This is a genomic window from Falsiruegeria sp. JB4-1 (genome assembly GCF_055693495.1).
The window spans coordinates 309,124-329,827 of sequence record NZ_JBVFTZ010000001.1 but is presented as its reverse complement, the minus strand read 5'-3'; the positions used below and the strand labels follow the sequence as shown (position 1 = coordinate 329,827).

Sequence of the window (20,704 nt, the reverse complement as noted above, 5' to 3'; positions counted from 1 at the left end):
TGCGTGCATTCCCCAAATCATGAACTGTCCATCCGCTGCGAAAGGGAGAGACAGCATCATGGACATGCGTGCCATTATTATGGGGCTGACCTTCGCCTTAATGTGGTCATCCGCCTTTACTTCGGCTCGGATCATCGTTGCCGACGCCTCCCCGCTGTTCTCGCTTGCACTCCGGTTTCTGATCTCTGGACTACTGGGGGTGATTATTGCACGCGCCATGGGCCAAAGCTGGCGCCTGACACGCCCCCAATTGTTCGCAACAATCATGTTTGGTGTTTGCCAGAATGCGCTGTACTTAGGTTTGAATTTTTATGCGATGCAAACGATCGAAGCCTCGGTTGCAGCCATCATTGCCTCAACCATGCCACTCATGGTGGCACTGGCCAATCTGCTGATCTTTGGTGAACGACTAAAGCCTCTGGGTCTGATCGGCCTGCTCATGGGTTTCGGTGGTGTTGCTGTCATCATGGGAGCGCGAATTTCCAGCGGCGTCGACCTGTTTGGCCTGCTACTTTGCGGGCTGGGAGCACTGGCACTTACGTTCGCAACGCTGTCTGTCCGAGGCGCAACCTCGGGTGGGAATTTTATGATGGTGGTGGGGCTTCAGATGCTGGTTGGGTCAGCTGTTTTGTTCGTTGCCGCACCTGTTTTTGAATCTATCTACATCAATCCTACGACACCGTTTTTGCTGGCCTTCGCCTATACTACTTTGGTCCCTGGCCTTGCTGCCACCCTGATTTGGTTCTTGCTGATGAACCGCATAGGCGCCATCCGAGCTTCGACGTTTCACTTTCTGAACCCCGCTTTCGGAGTAGCAGTTGCTGCCGCATTGCTGGGTGAAAGCCTGGGTATGCTTGATGGGATTGGTGTTCTAATCACCACGTTGGGCATTCTTGCGGTTCAACTTTCACGCCAACCGGCACCCAAAACTGCATGATCTCAAAAGCGTCTTCCTGCTTTTCGGACGAAAGCCTTTCGTTCATTATCCGGTCCAATGCTCTGGCAAACACTGTGCGAACCCATTGATGATATTTTGCAACCTAATGAGTACAAGGCTCCAATCCATGCGTGTGATTTACGTCCTTCCGATTTTGTTATTCGGCTTGGTGACCTCATTGGCTTCAGCAACCAATGCGGACGGAGAAAAAGCCGGTGAATTTGACTATTATGTTCTGTCACTCAGTTGGTCCCCAAACTGGTGTGCGACGACCGGAGATTCTCGTGGGTCTGAACAATGTGATGCTCGGCACGACTATGGTTGGATATTGCATGGCCTGTGGCCACAATTTCACCGCGGTTGGCCCGCCTATTGCCGGACTTCCGAAGCTCCGCCGTCGCGCAGAATGACCCGTGAAATGCAGGACATCCAAGGCAGTGCTGGCCTAGCCTGGCATCAATGGAAGAAGCACGGCACCTGTTCAGGTTTGAGCGCTTCGGCCTACTACGATTTGTCCCGGCAGGCCTATGATCAGATCGTCAGGCCGGACGTGTTTCGCAAACTCGATCGCAGCGTCAAACTACCTGCCAAAGTGGTAGAAGAGGCTTTTTTGAAGGCCAACCCCAAGCTGGAGCCCGACATGCTGACAATCACCTGTCGTGACGGATACATCGAAGAAGCACGCATCTGTTTGTCAAAGGAATTGGAACCGGTGCCTTGCGGTCGCGACGTGATCCGTGATTGCACACTAGAGGGAGCAGTTTTCACACCCATCAGATAGCATCCGGCACATGCACAAACTGACCAGTCTACGTTCACTCGACCCACTCAAGATTAAGCGGGTCGGAATCAACCGCCCCCTGTCATTTCCTCCTGACATTGACGAGCATAGTCCAACGCCTTTGATGACCCGGTCAGATCAATCGCCATAACCTCTTGGCCGTCCTGGCCAAATACTGTCATCACCTGGCGACGCGCGATTGCATTAACGAAATTTCGGTCCGTGAAGTACAGGATCGCCGCCGAGATCTTTCCTTCCCTGATGCCAGTTGCGATCGCGTCGAATTTCTCGCCATCCAAATCAAAGGTCACCGGGTATTGCTTCCCGTTCTCTATGTCTCCCCAAGTCTTGTTAAAGATGGTCAGATAGCCGCGGCCGCCAACCATGTCGTAACCCAAGCGAACCACGGACAAGTCTTCGTACACGGTTTGGATCAGACACCCATCACCAAATTGGGGATCGACCATCAAGTTCCAACCGTGAACGAAACCTTTGTCAATCAGTTCTTGTGCGGATGCAAAACTTGAACCAACCGCTAAAGCGGCGGCAAGGCTGATGGCTGCCAGTTTCGTCATGACTTCCCTCCAAAGGTCTGCTGCAACATTATTTTGATCTTTATTCAATGTGTATAGCATTCGCTCCGGGAACCAAGCGCAATTCACAAGTCTCTTGCGGCCAAGCAGTACTCTGCGTACCAAGCAGCATGCTGAATATTCTGTCTAAATTACTTGGGCCCCATCGCGCCGTGTCGGTTTACGCCTTCTTGCAAACCCGTGGGATCGCGATCTTGGGTGTTTTCGCTCTGATTGGGATACTGGCTGGCCTGCTGCTGATGACCGGCGATGAAACTCATGAGCACGAAGCCTTTTTGACCGTCCCTGTACTGTCTGCAACGCCCGTAAACGGCGACGTTCGAAACGGTATCATTGTTTCGGTACGCTTACCGGATGGCTCCGCGACTTCCATCACCTCAACTGAAGGGCCGGTCGCGCAGACAGTCGGCACGACAGCGTGCATCGAAAAGCGGGTTTTTGTTTCCTCTGGTGAGCCGCGATACCGGATAAAGCTGCCACGCCATTGCATGTAAAAAGGGCCGGGCAAGAGCGCCCGGCCATTGTTTTAATATCTCTACTGGATCAGATCATCTGAAACAGTATCCCGGCCATGATAGCGCCGCTGATACCCAGGCCCAGATACATCGCAAAGACCCGCGGTTTCACCAATGACCAGACCGCCGCCATCGCAGGGATCGAGCTGACGGCGCCCGCCACCATAAAGGCCATCGCGGCACCTGCGCTCATACCCTGTTCCATCAGCCCTGCCAGCAGTGGCGGCGCGACGTAGGAGTTGAGGTAGGCAGGCATTCCCACCAAAGCAGCTGTTGCGATCGACACGACACCTTCGCCGCCCACAAGTTGCGCGATCAGATCGGCAGGGACGTAGAAGACCAGCAGCGCCTCGAGCACATAGGCCATCGCCAACCACTTGAAGAGGAAAATCGCGTTCGCAGCAAACTCGGACTTGAATACGGTACGACGCGCAGGCTCGGTCCAGAAATTCCAGACCGGCTTGTCCTGTTCTTTCGGTCCGCTGCCACAGCATCCGGACGGCTTGTATTGACGCAGAGGTTGCGCAAAGGCACCGCGTGACATCAGCCCCTTAATGACAAAACCACCGAACAAACCCAATGCAACCGCCGCCACAGCCTTGCCAATGGCAAATGGCCAGCCAAGCGCACCTGCGGTGATCAGCAAGGTCGGGGGATCAATGAGAGGAGAGCTAAGCCAGAAGGCCATGACGGCCGACAAAGGCGCGCCCAAAGCCAGAAGGCCGCGCGATAAACGGGATCACCTCGCATGAGCAGAAGGGCGCCAGACCGCCGAACATTGCTGCCAGAAAGATCATCCTTGTTTCGCGTCCGACAAAGGCGCGCGCCACCATGACCTCGGCTCCGGTTGCTTTTAGATAGGCAAGCAGCAGCACGGCAAACAGGATGTACTGCCCAGTGTGAGCCAGTGCTTTGATCGCGAACTCGACGACATCTTGCAGATTGTCGGGATCCATCACTGCGACACCCAACAGGGCGACAACAATCACTGCCCAGGGGGTTTTCAGCATTTTGAGCAGGGACGCGCTGCGTCCCGGGTTTTGCGTAAGATCAGCCATCGTTTGCAGCCCTCTTGGGCGCGTCGGCACAGCATTCACCAAGGATGAAGTCCGCCAAAACGCGCAATTGATCGAAATCCGCTCGGTTGATTGTGCTGCGGCCGGTCTTTTCCTGGACCACCACGCCACCTCCGGCAAGAAACTTGAGATGATGGGCCAGGGTCGATGGTGCGATCTCTGTCCGCTCCTGGATTTCACCAACTGTCAGCCCCGATTCGCCTGCTCGGACCAGAACCTTGAGAACCTTCAATCGCGATTCAGATCCCATCGCAGAAAATCCTGCAGCAACTGATTCCCACATTTTCCACATTCCTCTATTAAACTAGTTTTCTAGTTATATGGTTTATTCGAGGGCTGCAACATGTTTCTTTGTCGAGCGTGCATGAAGCCCGTCTCGTACCAAGTTCTTGTTATGTTTAATATTTATGCTTGCTTTCCCAAAAATTGAGCCCACAAGTATCGATATCGAACACCTTCACACGAGGTGTGAATCGAATTTTGGCTTTATATGTAAGTCCAGATTGCACGCCACTTAAGTCCACACTATGGTGCCGCAATGGGCATCTCAGTCGACACATTCTTTCTCAAACCTGACGCGCAGGGCACTCTACAGGCGCAGATCCAGCAGATGATTGCTGAAGGCATCCTATCGGGACGCTTTCATGTGGGTGAAAAACTCCCCTCTTCGCGCAAATTGGCCTCACACCTGGGGATCAGCCGGATTACGGTGACGCTGGCTTATACCGAGTTGTTGGCGAATGACTATCTGACATCCCGAGGCCGGTCTGGATACTACGTATCGGATAATGCGCCCGTACCACCCAGCTATACCCCGCTGCAACGTGCCGAAGAGACTGTCGATTGGAACCGGGCAATTGCGCGTCGGTTTACCGGTGGCGACACGCTACACAAACCTAGCGACTGGCGTGATTATCGTTTTCCCTTCATCTATGGGCAGGCTGACCCCACGCTGTTTGACCACGCGAATTGGCGTTTATGTGCGGTTCGGGCGTTGGGCCAGAAAGACTTTGCCTCTCTCACGGCCGACTATGTTGACCAAGACGACCCATTGTTGATTGAGTTCATCGCCCGCCACACTCTGCCCCGGCGCGGTATTACTGCCAAACCCGAAGAGATCTTGATCACACTCGGGGCACAAAACGCACTTTGGCTGGCGGCGCGGGTTCTGCTTAATCGTCGTCGTAAGGCCGCGATCGAAGACCCTTGTTATTATGCTTTGCGCGAGTTGCTCTTGCAGGCACGCTGTCAAGTTGCCCCATTGCGGGTTGATGTGGACGGTTTGCCGCCTGACGCAATTCCCCACGACACCGATGTAATTTTTACTACGCCCAGCCACCAGAGCCCGACAACGGCTACCATGCCGCTAAACCGTCGGCATGATTTGCTGCAACGGGCTCGCGAGATCGACGCCATGATCGTCGAGGATGATTATGAGTTTGAAATGGCCTTTCTGGCCGCGCCATCACCCGCATTAAAGTCGCTGGATCGCGACGGGCGAGTCATTTACGTCGGCAGCTTTTCCAAGTCTCTGTTTCCGGGCCTGAGGTTGGGCTACATGGTGGGATCTGAGGCATTCATTCGCGAGGCGCGCGCACTCAGATCACTGGTCCTAAGGCACCCACCTGGGCATATCCAGCGCACAGCCGCCTACTTCCTCTCACTCGGCCATTACGATGCACAGATCCGACGAGTTTCTGCCGCCCTGCTCGAGCGTCGAAAAGCAATAGAATCGGCGATCGCCGAGCACGGGTTGACCATCGCAGGGCGCGGTGCCTATGGCGGGTCTTCGTTGTGGATGCGAGCACCAAAAGGCGTGGATACAACAGTTCTGGCAGAAAAACTGCGTGCTCAGAGCGTTCATATCGAACCGGGTGAACCGTTCTTTTCAGGCCCCGAAAAGCCCAAGAACTATTTCCGACTCGGTTATTCCTCTATTCCGGTCAATCGGATCGAGCCGGGAATCGAAATCTTGGCTCAGTCCATCAACCGCAATTGAGGGGTCATCTGGACCTAAGCGGTTCAGGTTTTTGGCCCTAACTCGCAGCCTCTGCTTACGCCTAAACCAGTTCCAAACCGCCGGTGCGCTCGTGCCGGTCAACGATAATCTATTTCTTGGAGTGCACTCTCATGAAAATGACCACCGAAGAAGCCTTCGTCAAAACGCTGCAGATGCACGGCATCGACAACGCGTTTGGCATCATTGGTTCCGCTATGATGCCGATCTCGGACATCTTCCCTGATGCCGGCATCAAATTCTGGGACTGTGCCCACGAAACATCCGGCGGTATGATGGCAGACGGTTACACCCGCGCCACCGGCAAAATGTCGATGATGATCGCGCAGAACGGCCCCGGCATCACCAACTTTGTGACCGCCGTGAAAACCGCCTACTGGAACCACACACCGGTTCTGCTGGTGACCCCCCAGGCCGCAAACAAAACCATCGGTCAGGGTGGCTTCCAGGAAATGGAACAGATGAACCTGTTCGCTGACTGTGTTGCCTACCAGGAAGAAGTCCGTGATCCTTCGCGTATCGCCGAGACCCTGAACCGCGTGATCATGCAAGCCAAGCGCGCCTCCGCTCCGGCTCAGATCAACATCCCGCGCGACTTCTGGACCCAAGTGATCGACATCGACCTGCCCGTCATCGTTGATTTCGAACTGCCCCAGGGTGGTGAGGGTGCTGTACAGAACGCAGCTGACCTGCTGTCGTCGGCCAAATTCCCGGTCATCCTGAACGGCGCAGGCGCAATCCTGTCCAAAGGTGGCATCGAAGCATCGCGCGTTCTGGCCGAAGCTCTGGACGCACCTGTTTGCGTTGGTTACCAGCACAACGACGCGTTCCCGGGCAACCACCCGCTGTACGCAGGTCCTCTGGGTTACAACGGCTCGAAAGCCGGTATGGAACTGATCGCCAAAGCAGACGTTGTTCTGTGCTTGGGCACACGTCTGAACCCGTTCTCGACCCTACCCGGCTACGGCATTGATTACTGGCCCACAGACGCCAAGATCATCCAGGTCGACATCAACCCTGACCGCATCGGCCTGACCAAGAAGGTTACCGTAGGTATCGTTGGCGACGCAGCCAAAGTTGCATCCTCGATCTCGGCCAAGCTGGCCGATGACGCGGGTGACGCAGGTCGCGCCGAGCGTAAGAACCTGATCGCCACCACCAAATCGTCGTGGGCTCAGGAACTGACTTCGATGAACGAAGAGCAGGACGATCCCGGCACCGACTGGAACGTGCGTGCACGTGCAGCCAAGCCTGACTGGATGTCGCCCCGCATGGCATGGCGCGCGATCCAAGCAGCTCTGCCCGTCGAAGCGATCATCTCGTCCGACATCGGCAACAACTGCGCCATCGGCAACGCCTATCCTTCGTTCAACGAAAGCCGCAAGTACCTGGCGCCCGGCCTGTTCGGCCCCTGTGGCTATGGTCTGCCGTCGATTGTTGGTGCGAAAATCGGTCAGCCCAACGTACCGGTTGTTGGTTTCGCTGGTGACGGCGCATTCGGTATCTCTGTCAACGAACTGACAGCGATCGGCCGTGGCGACTGGCCTGCGATCACTCAGATCGTGTTCCGCAACTACCAGTGGGGCGCTGAAAAGCGTAACTCCACACTGTGGTTCGACGACAACTTTGTCGGCACCGAGCTGGACGAAGGCGTTTCGTATGCTGGCATCGCCAACGCATGCGGCCTGAAAGGCGTCATCGCGCGCACCCAGGACGAACTGACAGCTGCTCTGGCTCAGGCCATCGAAGATCAGAAAAACGGTATCACCACCCTGATCGAAGCGATGATCAACCAGGAACTGGGTGACCCCTTCCGTCGCGACGCGATGAAGAAGCCGGTCGAAGTTGCTGGCATCAACGCAGCCGACATGCAGCAGCAGCAAGTATAATTCAGGACAGGGACCGGGACGCATGACCAAGACACCTATCGAGTTGTTGCGTGAAAGCGCCCCGGCAGCCCGCCCTGTAATTGCTCTAAGCGAAGGCCAAGATCCCCGCATCGTTGCCGGGGCTTTGGCAGCCCACAAGGCCGATCTGGCCGATGTTATTCTTGTTGGACCGCAAGCCGAAGTCGAAGCTGCGTTGCAGGCCGAAGGGGCCTCCGCATCTGATGGCGTTGCAATCCACGACCCCGCGACCTCGGAATTGACCGAAGAGTTCGCAAATCTCTATTACGAACTCCGCAAGCACAAAGGTGTAGACCTTGTCAAAGCGCGCGCCACTGCCGAAACACAACTCGCTTATGCCGCTATGCTGGTGCGCACGGGTCGTGCCACCGGGACCGTAGGCGGCGCTGTTCACACCACCGGTGACGTGGTTCGCACCGCCATTCAGATCATCGGCATGGCGCCGAACGCGGGGATGATTTCATCCTTTTTCCTGATGTATCCGCCCGAAAACGCACAACCCGGCGCGCGCGCCATGCTTTATTCCGACTGCGGATTGGTCATTGACCCAAGCGCCGCAGAACTGGCCAAGATCGCCACCGCGTCGGCCAGCTCGGCCCGAGCTCTGCTGCGTACCGAGCCCAAGATTGCGATGTTGTCGTTCTCGACCAAAGGCAGCGCCAAGCATCCCGTAGTGAACAAGGTGATCGAAGCGACCGAGACCCTGCGTGCCGACGCGCCGGACCTTCAGGTCGACGGTGAGCTGCAGTTTGACGCCGCTTTTGTCCCGTCCGTTGGTGAGCGCAAGTCGCCCGGCTCGGATGTGGCTGGTCAAGCCAACGTCATGATCTTCCCCAACCTCGACGCGGGCAACATCAGCTACAAGATCACTCAGCGGATTGGTGGCTATTCCGCCATCGGTCCGGTGATGCAGGGCCTTGCCCAACCCGCAAACGACCTGTCCCGTGGCTGCAGCGCCGATGACGTGACCCAAATTATTGCGGTTACCATCCTGCAAGCCGCAGGGACAAAATAACGAACACACCGCTGTTTTTCGGAACAGTGTTTTCAATTCGGAAAGAAACGTGCACGTTTCTCCCGAAATAAAGGACAGGACCCGCCAATGACTCATCAGCAGCCGATCCTCAACACTTCGCCCAAGGTCTCGGACGAGATCCGGCAGACCACCTGCTACATGTGTGCGTGCCGATGCGGCATCAACGTGCACATGAAGGACGGCAAGGTCGCCTATATCGAGGGCAACCGTGATCACCCCGTGAACAAGGGCGTTTTGTGCGCCAAAGGGTCCGCCGGGATCATGCAGGTCAACGCCCCATCGCGCCTCAAAGCGCCGATGAAACGCGTTGGGCCACGTGGTTCGGGCGAGTTCGAAGAGATCAGCTGGGACGAGGCACTGGACATCGCGGCGGGCTGGTTGGAGCCGATCCGTCACGAAAACCCCGAGAAACTGGCGTTCTTCACCGGTCGTGACCAGTCGCAGTCGTTCACCAGCTTCTGGGCACAGAACTTTGGTACGCCCAACTATGCGGCACACGGTGGTTTCTGCTCGGTCAACATGGCTGCGGGCGGCATCTACACCATGGGCGGCGCATTCTGGGAGTTCGGCCAGCCCGACTGGGACCACACCAAGCTGTTCATGCTGTTTGGCGTCGCTGAAGACCATGACAGCAACCCCATCAAGATCGGTCTGGGTAAGATCAAGGCGCGGGGCGCGCGTGTGATTGGCGTCAACCCGATCCGCTCAGGCTATAATGCTGTGGCCGACGATTGGGTCGGCATCACACCCGGCACCGATGGCCTGTTCATCCTGTCGATGATCCACGTGCTGATGAAGGCCGGCAAGATCGACCTGGACTACCTCAGCCGCTATACCAATGCGCCGGTTCTGATCGACGCCACCGAAGGCGCGACCAAGGGCCTGTTCCTGCGCGACGAAGACGGCAAGCCGCTGGTCATCGACCGTAACACCGGCGAGTTGACCGCGTTTGACAAGCCGGGCGTCCGCCCAGATCTGTCTGCCACGTATGAAAAAGACGGTGTCACCCACCGCCCTGTATTCCACGGCATGGTCGAGCGTTACCTGTCCGACGAATACGCGCCCGAAGCTGTGGCCGAGCGTTGCGGCATCCCCGCCGAACGCATCCGCGCCATCGCGGGTGAATTGGCGCGCGTCGCCTTTGACGAAGCGTTCGAGCTCGATAAAGAATGGACCGACTTCCGCGGCGAAAAACACACCAAGATGATCGGTCGCCCGGTGTCGATGCACTCGATGCGCGGTGTGTCAGCCCACGCCAACGGCTTCCAGACCTGCCGAGCCCTGCACGTGCTGCAGATCATCACTGGGAACCGTCGAAGTTCCCGGTGGTTTCCGTTTCAAGCCACCTTACCCGAAGCCGGTCGAGGCGCACCCTGCCCCGCACTCTAAAGTGACCCCCGATGCGCCGCTGGACGGCCCGCACCTAGGCTTTGTGCGTGGCCCGGAAAACTTGGCGCTCAAAGAAGACGGCAGCCCGGCCCGGATCGACAAGGCGTTCACCTGGGAGAACCCGATGTCCAGCCACGGGCTGATGCATATGGTGATCTCGAACGCGCATGCGGGTGACCCGTACAAGATCGATACGCTGTTCATGTATATGGCCAACATGTCGTGGAACTCCTCCATGAACACCAAAGGTGTCATGGAGATGCTTACCGACAAGGATGAGAGCGGCGAATACGTGATCCCGCGCATCATCTATTCCGACGCCTACAGCTCGGAAATGGTGGCCTATGCCGACCTGATCTTGCCCGACACCACCTATCTGGAACGTCACGACTGTATCTCGCTGCTGGATCGCCCGATCTGTGAGGCTGATGCGGCTGCGGATGCCATTCGCTGGCCGGTGATCGAGCCCGACCGCGATGTGCGCGGTTTCCAGACCGCCCTGGTGCAGCTGGCCAACAAGATGAAACTGCCCGGTTTCACCCATGAAGACGGCAGCGCCAAATGGCAGGACTATGCCGACTATATCGTCAACCACGAACGCAAGCCGGGTATTGGCCCGCTGGCGGGTTTCCGTGGTGAAAACGGCGACAAAGAAGGCCGGGGCGAAGTGAACCCCGAGCAGCTGGATCGTTACATCGAGAACGGCGGCTTTTACGTGGCCCACATCCCGGATGGTGCGGATTACTACAAACCGTGGAACACATCCTACCAGAACTGGGCCGTGGACATGGGTATCTATGACAGCCCGCAGCCCTATCTGTTCCAGCTTTACTCCGAGCCGATGCGCAAATTCCAGCTGGCCGCCGAAGGTCATGGCGACCGTCAACCCCCGGATCACCTGCGCGAACGGATCAAGGAAAAGCTGGACCCGATGCCGATCTGGTATGAGACCGATCAGCAGGGTAACGAGGGTTTCACCGTCAATGCGCTGACACAGCGTCCGATGGCGATGTATCACTCGTGGGGCACCCAGAACGCCTGGCTGCGTCAGCTGCATGGTCGCAACCCTCTGTACGTTCCAACCAAGCTGATGCGCGAAAACGGCCTGCAGGACGGCGATTGGGCCAAAGTCTCCTCGCCCCATGGTGAGATCACCGTACCGGTGATGGAGATGGCCGCGCTGAACGACAACACTGTCTGGACCTGGAACGCCATCGGCAAACGCAAAGGCGCCTGGGCGCTGGAAGAAGACGCACCCGAGGCAACCAAAGGTTTCCTGCTCAACCACCTAATCCACGAACTGCTACCCGCCAAGGGCGACGGCATGCGTTGGGCAAACTCGGATCCCGTAACCGGTCAGGCCGCATGGTTCGACCTGAAGGTCAAAATCGAGAAAGCAGGCGCACCCGAGGATCTGGCAGAAAGTCAGCCGGTCTTTGAACCGATCAAATCACCGGTGGGAACCGGTCCCAAGAACCTGGCGTGGAAGGTAGGCAAATAATGACCCAACTCCCCCAATCCACTGACCGCAAAATGGGTCTGGTGATCGACCTGGATACCTGTGTCGGTTGCCACGCTTGCGTGATCTCGTGCAAAGGTTGGAACACCGAAAACTACGGTGCGCCACTGTCGGATCAGGATGCTTATGGCTCCAACCCGTCGGGCACCTTCCTGAACCGTGTCCACAGCTTTGAAGTCCAGCCTGAACAGGGCCACGCGCAGCTGATCCACTTCCCCAAGTCCTGCTTGCACTGCGAGGACGCGCCCTGTGTCACCGTCTGCCCCACTGGGGCCAGCTACAAGCGGGTTGAGGACGGTATCGTCCTAGTCAACGAAAGCGACTGCATCGGTTGTGGCCTCTGTGCGTGGTCGTGCCCCTATGGTGCGCGCGAGTTGGACGCGACCGAGGGCGTGATGAAGAAATGCACCCTGTGTGTTGACCGGATCTACAACGAAAACCTTGAAGAGGTTGATCGCGTCCCGTCCTGCGTACGGACTTGTCCCGCCGGTGCCCGTCACTTTGGTGATCTGGGTGATCCCAACAGCGACGTGTCCAAGCTGGTCGAAGAGCGTGGCGGTATGGACCTGATGCCCGAAATGGGCACCAAACCCGTCAACAAATACCTGCCACCCCGTCCTAAGGACACAATAGAAGAACAAATCGACATCCTTGCCCCCCTGTTAGCCCCCGTGGCCGAAGAGCCCCAAGGCTTCATGGGTTGGCTGGACAAAGCCCTCGACAAACTCCCCGGAGGTAACGCCTGATGCATCCCGCACCTTCAGTTATCGTATTCACCACCCTGTCCGGTTTGGGCTTTGGCCTGCTGCTGTTCCTCGGCTTGGGTTACCCCGACGTGACCGGTTGGGTTGCGTTCGTCTTCTTTGCCATCGCCTATGCGTTGGCCGTTGGCGGGTTGATGGCGTCGACCTTTCACCTGGGCCACCCCGAGCGCGCGATGAAGGCGTTCACCCAGTGGAAAACCAGCTGGCTCAGCCGCGAAGGCTGGTGCGCAGTTATCGCCCTGCTGGTGATGGCGCCCTATGGGGCCGGTCTGGTGTTCTTGGGCGAGACATACACCGCCCTGGGTCTGATCGGCGCACTGTTCAGTTTCCTGACCGTATTCACCACGTCGATGATCTACACCCAGTTGAAAACCATCCCGCGCTGGAACATGAAGCTGACCCCAGCGATGTTCATTTCCTTCAGCCTCGCAGGCGGTGCACTGCTGGCCGGTCAGGTCAACGCAGCCTTGGTTCTGCTTGCCATCGCCGCGCTGGTTCAGCTGGCCTATTGGAAACAAGGCGACGTAGCCTTTGCCAACTCGGGCACCAACATGGGCACCGCGACAGGTCTGGGCTCGCGTGGTAAAGTGCGCGCGTTTGAACCGCCGCACACCGGTACCAACTATCTGCTGCGCGAGTTCGTACATGTGGTGGGTCGCAAGCACGCTGCCAAACTGCGAGTGATCTCCTTCGTGCTGGCCTTTGTCCTGCCGATCCTGATCCTGCTGATCTCACCGCACCACTTTGGCGCGTTGATCGCAGTGCTCTCGCACTTGGCCGGGATCGCCACATCGCGTTGGCTGTTCTTTGCCCAGGCCGAACACGTGGTCGGCCTTTACTACGGCAAACGATAAACTGCTGGGGGTCGGGGCAAGTTCCCCTAGCTTCACACAAAGAAAGCAGCAGTCCCCAAGATACAAGCACCCTCGCAGATTTCTGCGAGGGCGCTGTCATTTCAAAAGGCGAATGTGCGGACAAACCTGCCGTTAGCCACAGCGCAGCGCGATTGTTCCGCATGAACGCCCGCTTCCTGGACAAACCGGCCGGTCGAATGTGCACTCCCTTCTGGCTGGCTCACTGTTTTGAGTACTCCATTTGGTTCTACAAAGGGGCAAGGCGTTTAGAACTGCGGAAAGTAGGAGAAGCTGAATGCGAGGTCTCTGATCGAAACTCATTTCGACTAGAAACCAAACCCTTTCGAGTGGATGATCTCGTCACTATCCGACGGTAGGCTGAAGATCTGGCCGTCCTCAGCAATCGTTATGGTGCCATCAAACTCATTCTCGGTCCCTTGCAAAAACAATGGATATAGCATCCTCGAAGGCAGTGGCGGCACTATGTGATTTAGCAATAAGGCATCTACCTCCGCGTCATTTGCCGCTCGGGCGGCATCAACCGGTGTTGCGTGATAGTCCTGAATGTCGAACATGACCTTTGCCAGGTTATCGAAGCCTTTGTTTTCAAGCGCACCGCGAAGGATCTCGACCATTTCAATGTTCAAGGCTTCGTGGACTAGAAGGTCGGTCCCTTTGGCGACGGCAACAAGGCCCGGGTGATAGATCGTATCGCCCGACAAAGTGACGGAGCGATCCTTGTAGTCGAAACGATAGCCAACCGCTGGCTCAACGGGGTTATGATGTACCGCGACGGCCGTGATTTTCAGATCACCTTCTTCCAGGATTGTTTCGGCGATAGCGCCGACAGAGAACTCGCGCGCCTCGCCACCGAACCCTTGCGGGTCCGCGATTTCTGTTCCGTGATGGGCTGTGCGATAGGTGCTGTCGAGCCGATAGGCAGCGTTGAAGCCCTCGACAACTGTTTTCGTACCGACGGGGCCCATGACAGGGGTGGGCGTCTTGCGACTGCCATTGATCCAACTTTGCAAAAGAAACTCACCCAAACCATCAACGTGATCCGAATGCAAATGTGTTAGTAACGCCGCATCTACCCTCCCAAGGGGAAATCCCATGCGGCCGAGATTGCCGATGCTGCCGCCGCCGGTGTCAACGACGAAAACCTTTTTACCCGCAACGATCCCTGTGCAGGGTCCTGAGCGTTTCGGGTCCGGCATGGGAGAGCCGGCACCGCAAATGAAAACATGTATCCCGTCTGGCAATACCGTTGTGCGATCGAATCCTGCATTCTTCATCGTCGTGCGGTGCATCAGGTAGGACGCAATCTTCGGCTGGGCCAGCTTGTAGCCCACCGCCAGAACGGCAATGACCGCGATGAATGTGGTCATGACTTTGAGGCGAGTTGACATGGCGCATTCTCCTTACACCCCAGCCACAGTATCGAACTCGTTAGAGCGGTCCACAGAAAGCGGTCGGATTTAGACGAAGTCGCCATCTCGCAGATTGGGCTCAAACCGGTCATTGAGGTGTTGCTGATCGCGCACCCGCAAGCGCGTGATTAGCAACCCTCTTGGTCAGCGGTTTGCCCACTTTAGCACCGCCCTTTTCGACGGCTGCCCGACTTTGGAAAATCAGATCAATCCAGCGTGGGCCATGGCCGCGTCGATGGCGGCTTTGGTGCTGTCTTCCAATCCGGTCAGTGGCGAGCGAACCTCTTCACTGCATAGGCCCAGTTTCGACAGGCCGTATTTCGCGCCGACCAGACCGGGTTCGATAAAGATCGCTTCGTGCAGCGGCATCAGCTTGTCCTGATACTCCAGCGCCTTGGCATAGTCGCCCGCCAGTGTCGCCTGCTGGAACTCGGCACAGAGTTTCGGGGCCACGTTTGCAGTGACCGAGATACAGCCAACGCCGCCATGAGCATTGAAACCAAGAGCAGTCGCGTCCTCGCCCGAGAGTTGGCAGAAGTCCGCGCCGCACGACGCGCGTTGTTGGCTGACGCGAGCGATGTCGCCAGTGGCATCCTTGACGCCCACGATGCGCGGCAGCTTGGCCAGCTCACCCATGGTGTCGGGTGTCATGTCGACAATCGAACGACCAGGGATGTTGTAGATGATGATCGGGATGTCCGCGCAGTCATGTGCTGCGGTGAAATGCGCCACCATGCCCCGCTGTGTCGGCTTGTTGTAATAGGGCGTTACGACCAGGGCTGCGTCCGCACCAACGCGGGCCGCAAACTCGACAAAGCGAATCGTCTCGACTGTATTGTTCGACCCGGCACCAGCGATAACCGGCACGCGGCCAGCCGCGGCTTTGACCACTTCGGCAATAACTGCTTCGTGTTCGTCGTGGCTGAGTGTCGGGCTTTCGCCGGTGGTACCCACGGGCACAAGGCCGGTTGAACCTTCGCTGATCTGCCATTCCACCAGGTGTTTGAGCTTATCCAGGTCCAACTCACCATTGAGGAACGGGGTGACGAGGGCTGGCATAGAGCCTGTGAACATTGGGATGCTCCCTGGTTGGTGATGCGGGCAGTGGCCCGCCGATACTTGCATTCTTTCGGGATTGTGTGTTGATCCCGGCCGAACACGGCTTAACGTAAAAGGCTCTAGCCTTGGTTGATCGGGAAATGCAAGTGATGACGCGCGTTCTGGCCGCTGTTATGGCCCTAATCTTGCTTGGCACTGCGATGCTGAGCTCTGCATCGGCGGGCCCAGCTGATGATTTGAAGCTTGGCCTCAAGGAAATGCGGGCCGGAAACTGGAACGAAGCGCTGCGCGTGTCTGGCGGGCGTGGATCTGTTCCACGCGACATCATTGTCTGGCATTGGCTGAGAAAAGGTTTCGGCACCTCCGGCGATGTGCTGGTGTTTCTGGAACGGCGGCCGGATTGGCCGGGTTTGGATTTCCTGCGCCGCAAAAGCGAGCCATCCTTTACCAACGCCGACCCAGACCGGGCGCTGAAATTCTATGCGCAGGTTCCTCCGCAAACTGCCGAAGGCGCGTTGAACTATGCCGCCGCCCTGATGGCCAAGGGGCAGCGAGGCGATGCCGAGGCAGAACTGGTCAAAGCCTGGCGCACCATGCCGATGGGAAGCGGTTTGCAAAAGGACTATCTGGAAAACTTCGGCAAGCTGCTTCAACCGCATCACGCGGCACGGCTGGATCGGTTGATCTGGGACGAACACATGATCAGCTCAAAGCGCATGTTGCCGCTGGTTAGCGAGGGGCAGCGCAATTTGGCCGAGGCGCGGATCGCCTTGTTCGAAATGGCGCCCGGCGTAGACAGCAAGATCACAGCGATTCCCAAATCGCTGATGGACTCGCCCGGATTAGCCTATCAACGCTTTGTCTGGCGCGACCGCAAGGAACTGGACGAAAGCGCCGTTGATTTGATGCTGGAACGCTCGACCAGCCCCGAGGCTTTGGGCGAGCCTGACAAATGGGGCCCACGCCGACGCAGGCTGGCCCGGTTGGAAATGCGACAGGGCAACAACCAGCGGGCGTACCGCGTTGCCGCGCGCCACCACATGACGCCCGAAATGGGCTATGCTTATGCCGATCTGGAATGGCTGGCAGGCTTCATTGCCTTGCGAAAGTTGGGCGATCCAGCGACAGCTGCCAAGCATTTCGAAAACTTCGATGCCGCTGTCGCCTCGCCCATCTCAAAAGGGCGCGGTGGTTTTTGGCGCGGGCGCGCCTATGCCGAGTTGGGTGACATCGACAAGGCGCAGGCTGCCTTTGCGGATGGTGCAAAACACCAGACATCGTTCTACGGGCTATTGGCCGCCGAACAGATCGGGCGCGAGTTTGACCCTGATCTAGTCAATCCACCCAAGAACCCGCCGTGGCGCGAAGCTCCGTTCATGAAGTCCAGTGTGTTGGAGGCATCGCTTCTGCTGCTAAGTGCAGGCGAGAAGAACCTGGCTGAGCGGTTCCTGACCCATCTGGTCGAAGATCTGCCACCGGAACAGGCAGCCCAACTAGGCGATATGGTAATCGACATGGGCCAACCCCATTTGGCCGTCATGATCGCCAAACGCACGGCACGCACTGGGCTGGTAATTCCAGCCGCCTATTACCCGTTGCACCCGGTTGCCAGCAAAGAACTGCCCATGGCTGAGGAAATGACCCTTGCTATCGCACGGCGTGAAAGTGAGTTCGATCCCGTTGTCATCAGCGGTGCAGGCGCGCGTGGATTGATGCAGGTGATGCCAGCCACAGCCAAGCTGGTGGCGACCGATCTGGGCTTGCTCGGTGGCCACAAAACCGACCGGCTGACGCGCGATTGGGAATACAACGCCACCCTCGGCGCCAACTATCTTGCGGGGCTCGCGGGCGACTTTGTTGGCAATGTCGTGATGATGTCGGCAGGTTACAACGCCGGTCCGCGCCGCCCGATTTCCTGGATGGAGCGTTTTGGCGATCCGCGCACCGGAACGCCGGACATGATCGACTGGATCGAGCACATCCCTTTCAACGAGACCCGTAACTATGTCATGCGCGTGACCGAAAGCCTGCCAGTTTATCGCGCCCGGTTAGGCAAGGACCCCCTTCCCATTCCGTTCTCGAAAGAGCTGTCAGGATCGACTTTGCGCGCGTTCGCGCCAGAGAGTGAATAGGCCCGCACCCACGATCAGCGCGGTGCCGATGACAACGGCATCGCGCAAGGTCTCGCCAAAAATCGCAATGCCCAACATCGCTGCCCACAGCAGATGGAAATAGGCAAAGGGCTGCACTGCGCTCGCCTCGGCCATTTCATAGCATTTGATCAACAACCAGTGCCCTGACACGCCCGAGATGCACAGCAGCGCCATCCAGCCCCAATCGGCAGGCTGCATCGGTTCCCAGAACCACATGCCAATCGCAGTCATGATCACGGCGCCCGCAATGCCGGTCCAGAAGAACGATGTCGCGGTGCTATCTCTGCGCGCGGCATACCGCGTGAGCAGGCCATAAAGAGCGAACATCAATGCAGAGATCAACGGGATGATCGCCGCCGGATTGAACACACCCATCCCGGGTTGCAGGATGATCAGCACACCGACGCAGCCAACCCCGATCGCGGCCCACCGGCGCCACCCCACTTTTTCGCCCAACACAGGCCCGCTGAGGGCCGCAACAAGCAGCGGATAGCAAATGAACACGGCCTGGCTTTCGATCAAGCCAAGGATAGTGAAGCCATAGACCGCTACGCAAATTTCACCCGCCAAGAGAACGCCGCGAAATATCTGCAACAGCAGCTGGTCGGTTCGGGCGGCCCCGCGCATGCCACCGGGTGCGCGGGCGGCCAGAGCCACAACAAAGGCGGCAAAGAACCAATAGCGGATCATTACCACCATGTAGGTGTTGTAGGTACCCGCCAGATGGCGCGAGATGCCGTCCTGCAGAGCAAAGACCACGGTCGCGCCTAGCATCAGGGCAATGCCCGCAGGAATGTTGTTCTTTTGCGTCAATCCAAAACTGCCTGTGTCATATGCCGTTTGCGTCCGTACCCCGGGGTGCGCATTACGGTGAAACCCGCGGCCTCAAGCCCCCGACGCACAAACCCCGCTGCGGTATATGTGGCAGCTGTGCCGCCCCGTGCTGTGTGGTTTGCGACATGGGCCATCAAATCCGACTCCCAAAGTTCGGGGTTCTTTGCGGGCGAAAAGCCATCGAGAAACCAGGCGTCTGCGAAGCTGTCCCAGTGCGCGAGTGTCTGACGCGCATCTCCTTGGATCACACTCACTTGGATTGTCCCCAAATCACAGGCCTCACCGTTCCAAACAGCCAGAAACCGCTCAGCCCAGTCCGACAGTTCGGGAAAGGCCTGCAATGCGCGGGACATGTCTGACACGTCCATCGGAAATGCCTCGAAACTGGTGAACCGAAGGGGCATTGTCTGCCCTGATCGTTCCCATTCGGCCCAGACAGTCAACATGTTTAACCCCGTACCAAATCCCAACTCGGCAATGTGAAAGCCGGGGGCAAAGCGGGCAGGCAGGTCGTTGCCCGCCAAAAAGACATGGCGCGTCTCTTCCAATCCATTCTGAAGCGAGAAATAGGGGTCATCGAACCGATCCGAGACGGGAATGGTATCGTCTGCCCAACTCAGTTCCGCGCGCTGGTCAGTCATGGCATTATCCCCTAAAGGCTGGTGAAACAGCGCGACACTGACGAAGGCGGCTCAGATTGGCAATGGCAGATGTGACGATACGCGGGGCCGGAATCTTTGGCCTGTCCATCGCTTGGATCTGCGCACAGCGCGGCGCAAAAATACAGGTGATCGATCCTTACGGCCCCGGCGCCGGTTCCAGTGGCGGTCTGGTCGGGGCTTTGGCTCCGCATGTGCCCGAGAACTGGAATGCCAAGAAAGCCTTTCAATTCGACAGCCTGATAATGGCCGAAACGTTCTGGTCTCAGGTTCAACAGGTTGGAGGCGTCTCACCCGGTTATGGACGTCTGGGTCGACTACAGCCAATTGTGGACGAACGCGCATTAACGTTGGCACATAAGCGGTCTGAGACAGCCAAGGAGTTATGGCAAGGTAGAGCCGATTGGCGCGTCAGACCGGTGTCTGAGATGGGCGGCTGGTGTCCCCCCAGCCCCACTGGGTTTGTCATCCACGACACGCTGAGCGCCCGGATGCACCCACGACAGGCCTGCGCGGCGCTGGTCGCAGCGTTGCAAACAATAGGTGTTCAGATCAAGACCGAGGGTAAGGACAGCGGCTTCGTGGTACATGCCACTGGTGTGACTGGCTTGTTGGAACTGTCTCAGGCTTTGGGCAAAATGGTTGGCAATGGCGTAAAGGGGCAGGCCCTGCTGCTACGATTTGACGCCGGACAGGTTCCGCAGATTTTTGCCGATGCGCTGCATTTCATCCCGCATGCGAATGGCACATTAGCTATCGGATCGACCTCTGAGCGGGACTATGACACACCCGATACGACGGATGACCAACTCGATGATGTGCTGGACCGTGCCACCCGCGCCCTGCCATTGCTGCATGGGGCAGAGGTTATCGAACGTTGGGCTGGTGTTCGCCCTCGTACCAAAAGCCGCGCACCGATGTTAGGTGAGCATCCGCTTTATCCGGGGCAATTCATCGCCAACGGAGGCTTTAAGATCGGCTTTGGTATGGCGCCAAAGGTGGCGCATGCCATGGCAGATTTGATGCTGGACGGATGTGACAGAATTCCAGAGGGTTTTCGACCAGAAAGAAACCTCTGAACTCCTTACCTTTTGAGATTACACGCCCAAAATCAGGGTTACTCCCGCCCGTCGTCGATGTTTCTGGCGAAACACCTCCTCCCGTTGGGCCGAGCCTCGCTC

Annotated in this window: 16 protein-coding genes and 2 pseudogenes; 11 read left to right on the top strand and 7 right to left on the bottom strand. The window is 57.6% G+C overall.

The features are described 5' to 3' along the window. Positions 1-58 precede the first annotated feature (58 nt). Complete coding sequence (locus ACZ1HE_RS01605; protein ID WP_472619273.1) at positions 59-937, top strand: DMT family transporter; 879 nt, start codon at positions 59-61, stop codon at positions 935-937. Between the two features lie 127 nt (positions 938-1,064). Further along, positions 1,065-1,718, top strand: a complete 654-nt coding sequence (locus tag ACZ1HE_RS01600) for a ribonuclease T2 family protein (protein ID WP_472619272.1) — start codon at positions 1,065-1,067, stop codon at positions 1,716-1,718. Positions 1,719-1,786: 68 nt separating this feature from the next. Here ACZ1HE_RS01600 and ACZ1HE_RS01595 read toward each other — a convergent pair whose 3' ends face one another. Beyond that, positions 1,787-2,293 (bottom strand): hypothetical protein, encoded by a 507-nt coding sequence (locus ACZ1HE_RS01595; RefSeq protein WP_472619271.1) that lies wholly within the window; start codon positions 2,291-2,293, stop codon positions 1,787-1,789. Between the two features lie 128 nt (positions 2,294-2,421). Here ACZ1HE_RS01595 and ACZ1HE_RS01590 point away from each other — a divergent pair, with 128 nt between their 5' ends. Beyond that, entirely contained in the window at positions 2,422-2,805 is a 384-nt protein-coding gene (locus ACZ1HE_RS01590) for a hypothetical protein (RefSeq protein WP_472619270.1), read from the top strand. 49 nt (positions 2,806-2,854) lie between these two features. On the opposite strand, the pseudogene ACZ1HE_RS01585 reads toward ACZ1HE_RS01590, so the two are convergent. Both ACZ1HE_RS01585 and ACZ1HE_RS01580 read right to left on the bottom strand, forming a co-directional pair. Continuing rightward, positions 2,855-3,884 (bottom strand): annotated as a pseudogene (locus ACZ1HE_RS01585) (permease). Beyond that, positions 3,877-4,185, bottom strand: a complete 309-nt coding sequence (locus ACZ1HE_RS01580; RefSeq protein WP_472619269.1) for an ArsR/SmtB family transcription factor — start codon at positions 4,183-4,185, stop codon at positions 3,877-3,879. Before ACZ1HE_RS01580 ends, ACZ1HE_RS01585 begins: the two are co-directional and overlap by 8 nt. 255 nt (positions 4,186-4,440) lie before the next feature. Here ACZ1HE_RS01580 and pdxR point away from each other — a divergent pair, with 255 nt between their 5' ends. The 6 genes and pseudogenes from pdxR (at position 4,441) to ACZ1HE_RS01550 (ending at position 13,388) form a co-directional block, all read left to right on the top strand. Next, on the top strand, positions 4,441-5,901 hold the full coding sequence (gene pdxR, locus ACZ1HE_RS01575) for a MocR-like pyridoxine biosynthesis transcription factor PdxR (protein ID WP_472619268.1): 1,461 nt from the start codon (positions 4,441-4,443) through the stop codon (positions 5,899-5,901). A 131-nt stretch (positions 5,902-6,032) separates the two neighbouring features. Further along, positions 6,033-7,808, top strand: coding sequence for a sulfoacetaldehyde acetyltransferase (gene xsc, locus ACZ1HE_RS01570; protein WP_472619267.1), 1,776 nt, complete (start codon positions 6,033-6,035; stop codon positions 7,806-7,808). Positions 7,809-7,830: 22 nt separating this feature from the next. Then, positions 7,831-8,841, top strand: coding sequence for a phosphate acetyltransferase (pta, locus tag ACZ1HE_RS01565; protein WP_472619266.1), 1,011 nt, complete (start codon positions 7,831-7,833; stop codon positions 8,839-8,841). Positions 8,842-8,928: 87 nt separating this feature from the next. After that, positions 8,929-11,752 (top strand): annotated as a pseudogene (locus tag ACZ1HE_RS01560) (molybdopterin oxidoreductase family protein). Next, positions 11,752-12,516 (top strand): 4Fe-4S dicluster domain-containing protein, encoded by a 765-nt coding sequence (locus ACZ1HE_RS01555; protein WP_472619265.1) that lies wholly within the window; start codon positions 11,752-11,754, stop codon positions 12,514-12,516. The pseudogene ACZ1HE_RS01560 and the gene ACZ1HE_RS01555 overlap by 1 nt, the downstream one beginning before the upstream one ends. Continuing rightward, positions 12,516-13,388 carry a dimethyl sulfoxide reductase anchor subunit family protein gene (locus ACZ1HE_RS01550; RefSeq protein ID WP_472619264.1) on the top strand — a complete coding sequence of 291 codons (873 nt, stop codon included), beginning with the start codon at positions 12,516-12,518 and terminating at the stop codon, positions 13,386-13,388. Before ACZ1HE_RS01555 ends, ACZ1HE_RS01550 begins: the two co-directional genes overlap by 1 nt. Positions 13,389-13,714: 326 nt before the next feature. Here ACZ1HE_RS01550 and ACZ1HE_RS01545 read toward each other — a convergent pair whose 3' ends face one another. Next, entirely contained in the window at positions 13,715-14,797 is a 1,083-nt protein-coding gene (locus ACZ1HE_RS01545) for an MBL fold metallo-hydrolase (RefSeq protein ID WP_472619263.1), read from the bottom strand. A 222-nt stretch (positions 14,798-15,019) separates the two neighbouring features. Beyond that, complete coding sequence (gene dapA / locus ACZ1HE_RS01540; RefSeq protein WP_472619262.1) at positions 15,020-15,892, bottom strand: 4-hydroxy-tetrahydrodipicolinate synthase; 873 nt, start codon at positions 15,890-15,892, stop codon at positions 15,020-15,022. A gap of 134 nt (positions 15,893-16,026) precedes the next feature. Between dapA and ACZ1HE_RS01535 the strand changes: the two genes are divergently transcribed. After that, positions 16,027-18,009 (top strand): lytic transglycosylase domain-containing protein, encoded by a 1,983-nt coding sequence (locus tag ACZ1HE_RS01535; RefSeq protein WP_472619261.1) that lies wholly within the window; start codon positions 16,027-16,029, stop codon positions 18,007-18,009. Here ACZ1HE_RS01535 and ACZ1HE_RS01530 read toward each other — a convergent pair. After that, entirely contained in the window at positions 17,968-18,804 is an 837-nt protein-coding gene (locus tag ACZ1HE_RS01530) for a DMT family transporter (protein ID WP_472624313.1), read from the bottom strand. The two genes, ACZ1HE_RS01535 and ACZ1HE_RS01530, sit on opposite strands and share 42 nt — an antisense overlap. 35 nt (positions 18,805-18,839) lie before the next feature. Next, positions 18,840-19,505, bottom strand: coding sequence for a tRNA (5-methylaminomethyl-2-thiouridine)(34)-methyltransferase MnmC2 (mnmC2, locus tag ACZ1HE_RS01525; RefSeq protein ID WP_472619260.1), 666 nt, complete (start codon positions 19,503-19,505; stop codon positions 18,840-18,842). Between the two features lie 62 nt (positions 19,506-19,567). On the opposite strand from mnmC2, the gene ACZ1HE_RS01520 reads away from it, so the two are divergent. Continuing rightward, positions 19,568-20,602, top strand: a complete 1,035-nt coding sequence (locus tag ACZ1HE_RS01520) for an NAD(P)/FAD-dependent oxidoreductase (protein WP_472624311.1) — start codon at positions 19,568-19,570, stop codon at positions 20,600-20,602. Positions 20,603-20,704 lie beyond the last annotated feature (102 nt).

Bases quoted from the DNA above. Each gene is read 5' to 3' on its own strand.
- ACZ1HE_RS01605 (WP_472619273.1), top strand. From the start codon at position 59: ATGGACATGCGTGCCATTATTATGGGGCTGACCTTCGCCTTAATGTGG.
- ACZ1HE_RS01600 (WP_472619272.1), top strand. From the start codon at position 1,065: ATGCGTGTGATTTACGTCCTTCCGATTTTGTTATTCGGCTTGGTGACC.
- ACZ1HE_RS01595 (WP_472619271.1), bottom strand. From the start codon at position 2,293: ATGACGAAACTGGCAGCCATCAGCCTTGCCGCCGCTTTAGCGGTTGGT.
- ACZ1HE_RS01590 (WP_472619270.1), top strand. From the start codon at position 2,422: ATGCTGAATATTCTGTCTAAATTACTTGGGCCCCATCGCGCCGTGTCG.
- ACZ1HE_RS01580 (WP_472619269.1), bottom strand. From the start codon at position 4,185: ATGTGGGAATCAGTTGCTGCAGGATTTTCTGCGATGGGATCTGAATCG.
- pdxR (WP_472619268.1), top strand. From the start codon at position 4,441: ATGGGCATCTCAGTCGACACATTCTTTCTCAAACCTGACGCGCAGGGC.
- xsc (WP_472619267.1), top strand. From the start codon at position 6,033: ATGAAAATGACCACCGAAGAAGCCTTCGTCAAAACGCTGCAGATGCAC.
- pta (WP_472619266.1), top strand. From the start codon at position 7,831: ATGACCAAGACACCTATCGAGTTGTTGCGTGAAAGCGCCCCGGCAGCC.
- ACZ1HE_RS01555 (WP_472619265.1), top strand. From the start codon at position 11,752: ATGACCCAACTCCCCCAATCCACTGACCGCAAAATGGGTCTGGTGATC.
- ACZ1HE_RS01550 (WP_472619264.1), top strand. From the start codon at position 12,516: ATGCATCCCGCACCTTCAGTTATCGTATTCACCACCCTGTCCGGTTTG.
- ACZ1HE_RS01545 (WP_472619263.1), bottom strand. From the start codon at position 14,797: ATGTCAACTCGCCTCAAAGTCATGACCACATTCATCGCGGTCATTGCC.
- dapA (WP_472619262.1), bottom strand. From the start codon at position 15,892: ATGTTCACAGGCTCTATGCCAGCCCTCGTCACCCCGTTCCTCAATGGT.
- ACZ1HE_RS01535 (WP_472619261.1), top strand. From the start codon at position 16,027: ATGACGCGCGTTCTGGCCGCTGTTATGGCCCTAATCTTGCTTGGCACT.
- ACZ1HE_RS01530 (WP_472624313.1), bottom strand. From the start codon at position 18,804: ATGCTAGGCGCGACCGTGGTCTTTGCTCTGCAGGACGGCATCTCGCGC.
- mnmC2 (WP_472619260.1), bottom strand. From the start codon at position 19,505: ATGACTGACCAGCGCGCGGAACTGAGTTGGGCAGACGATACCATTCCC.
- ACZ1HE_RS01520 (WP_472624311.1), top strand. From the start codon at position 19,568: ATGGCAGATGTGACGATACGCGGGGCCGGAATCTTTGGCCTGTCCATC.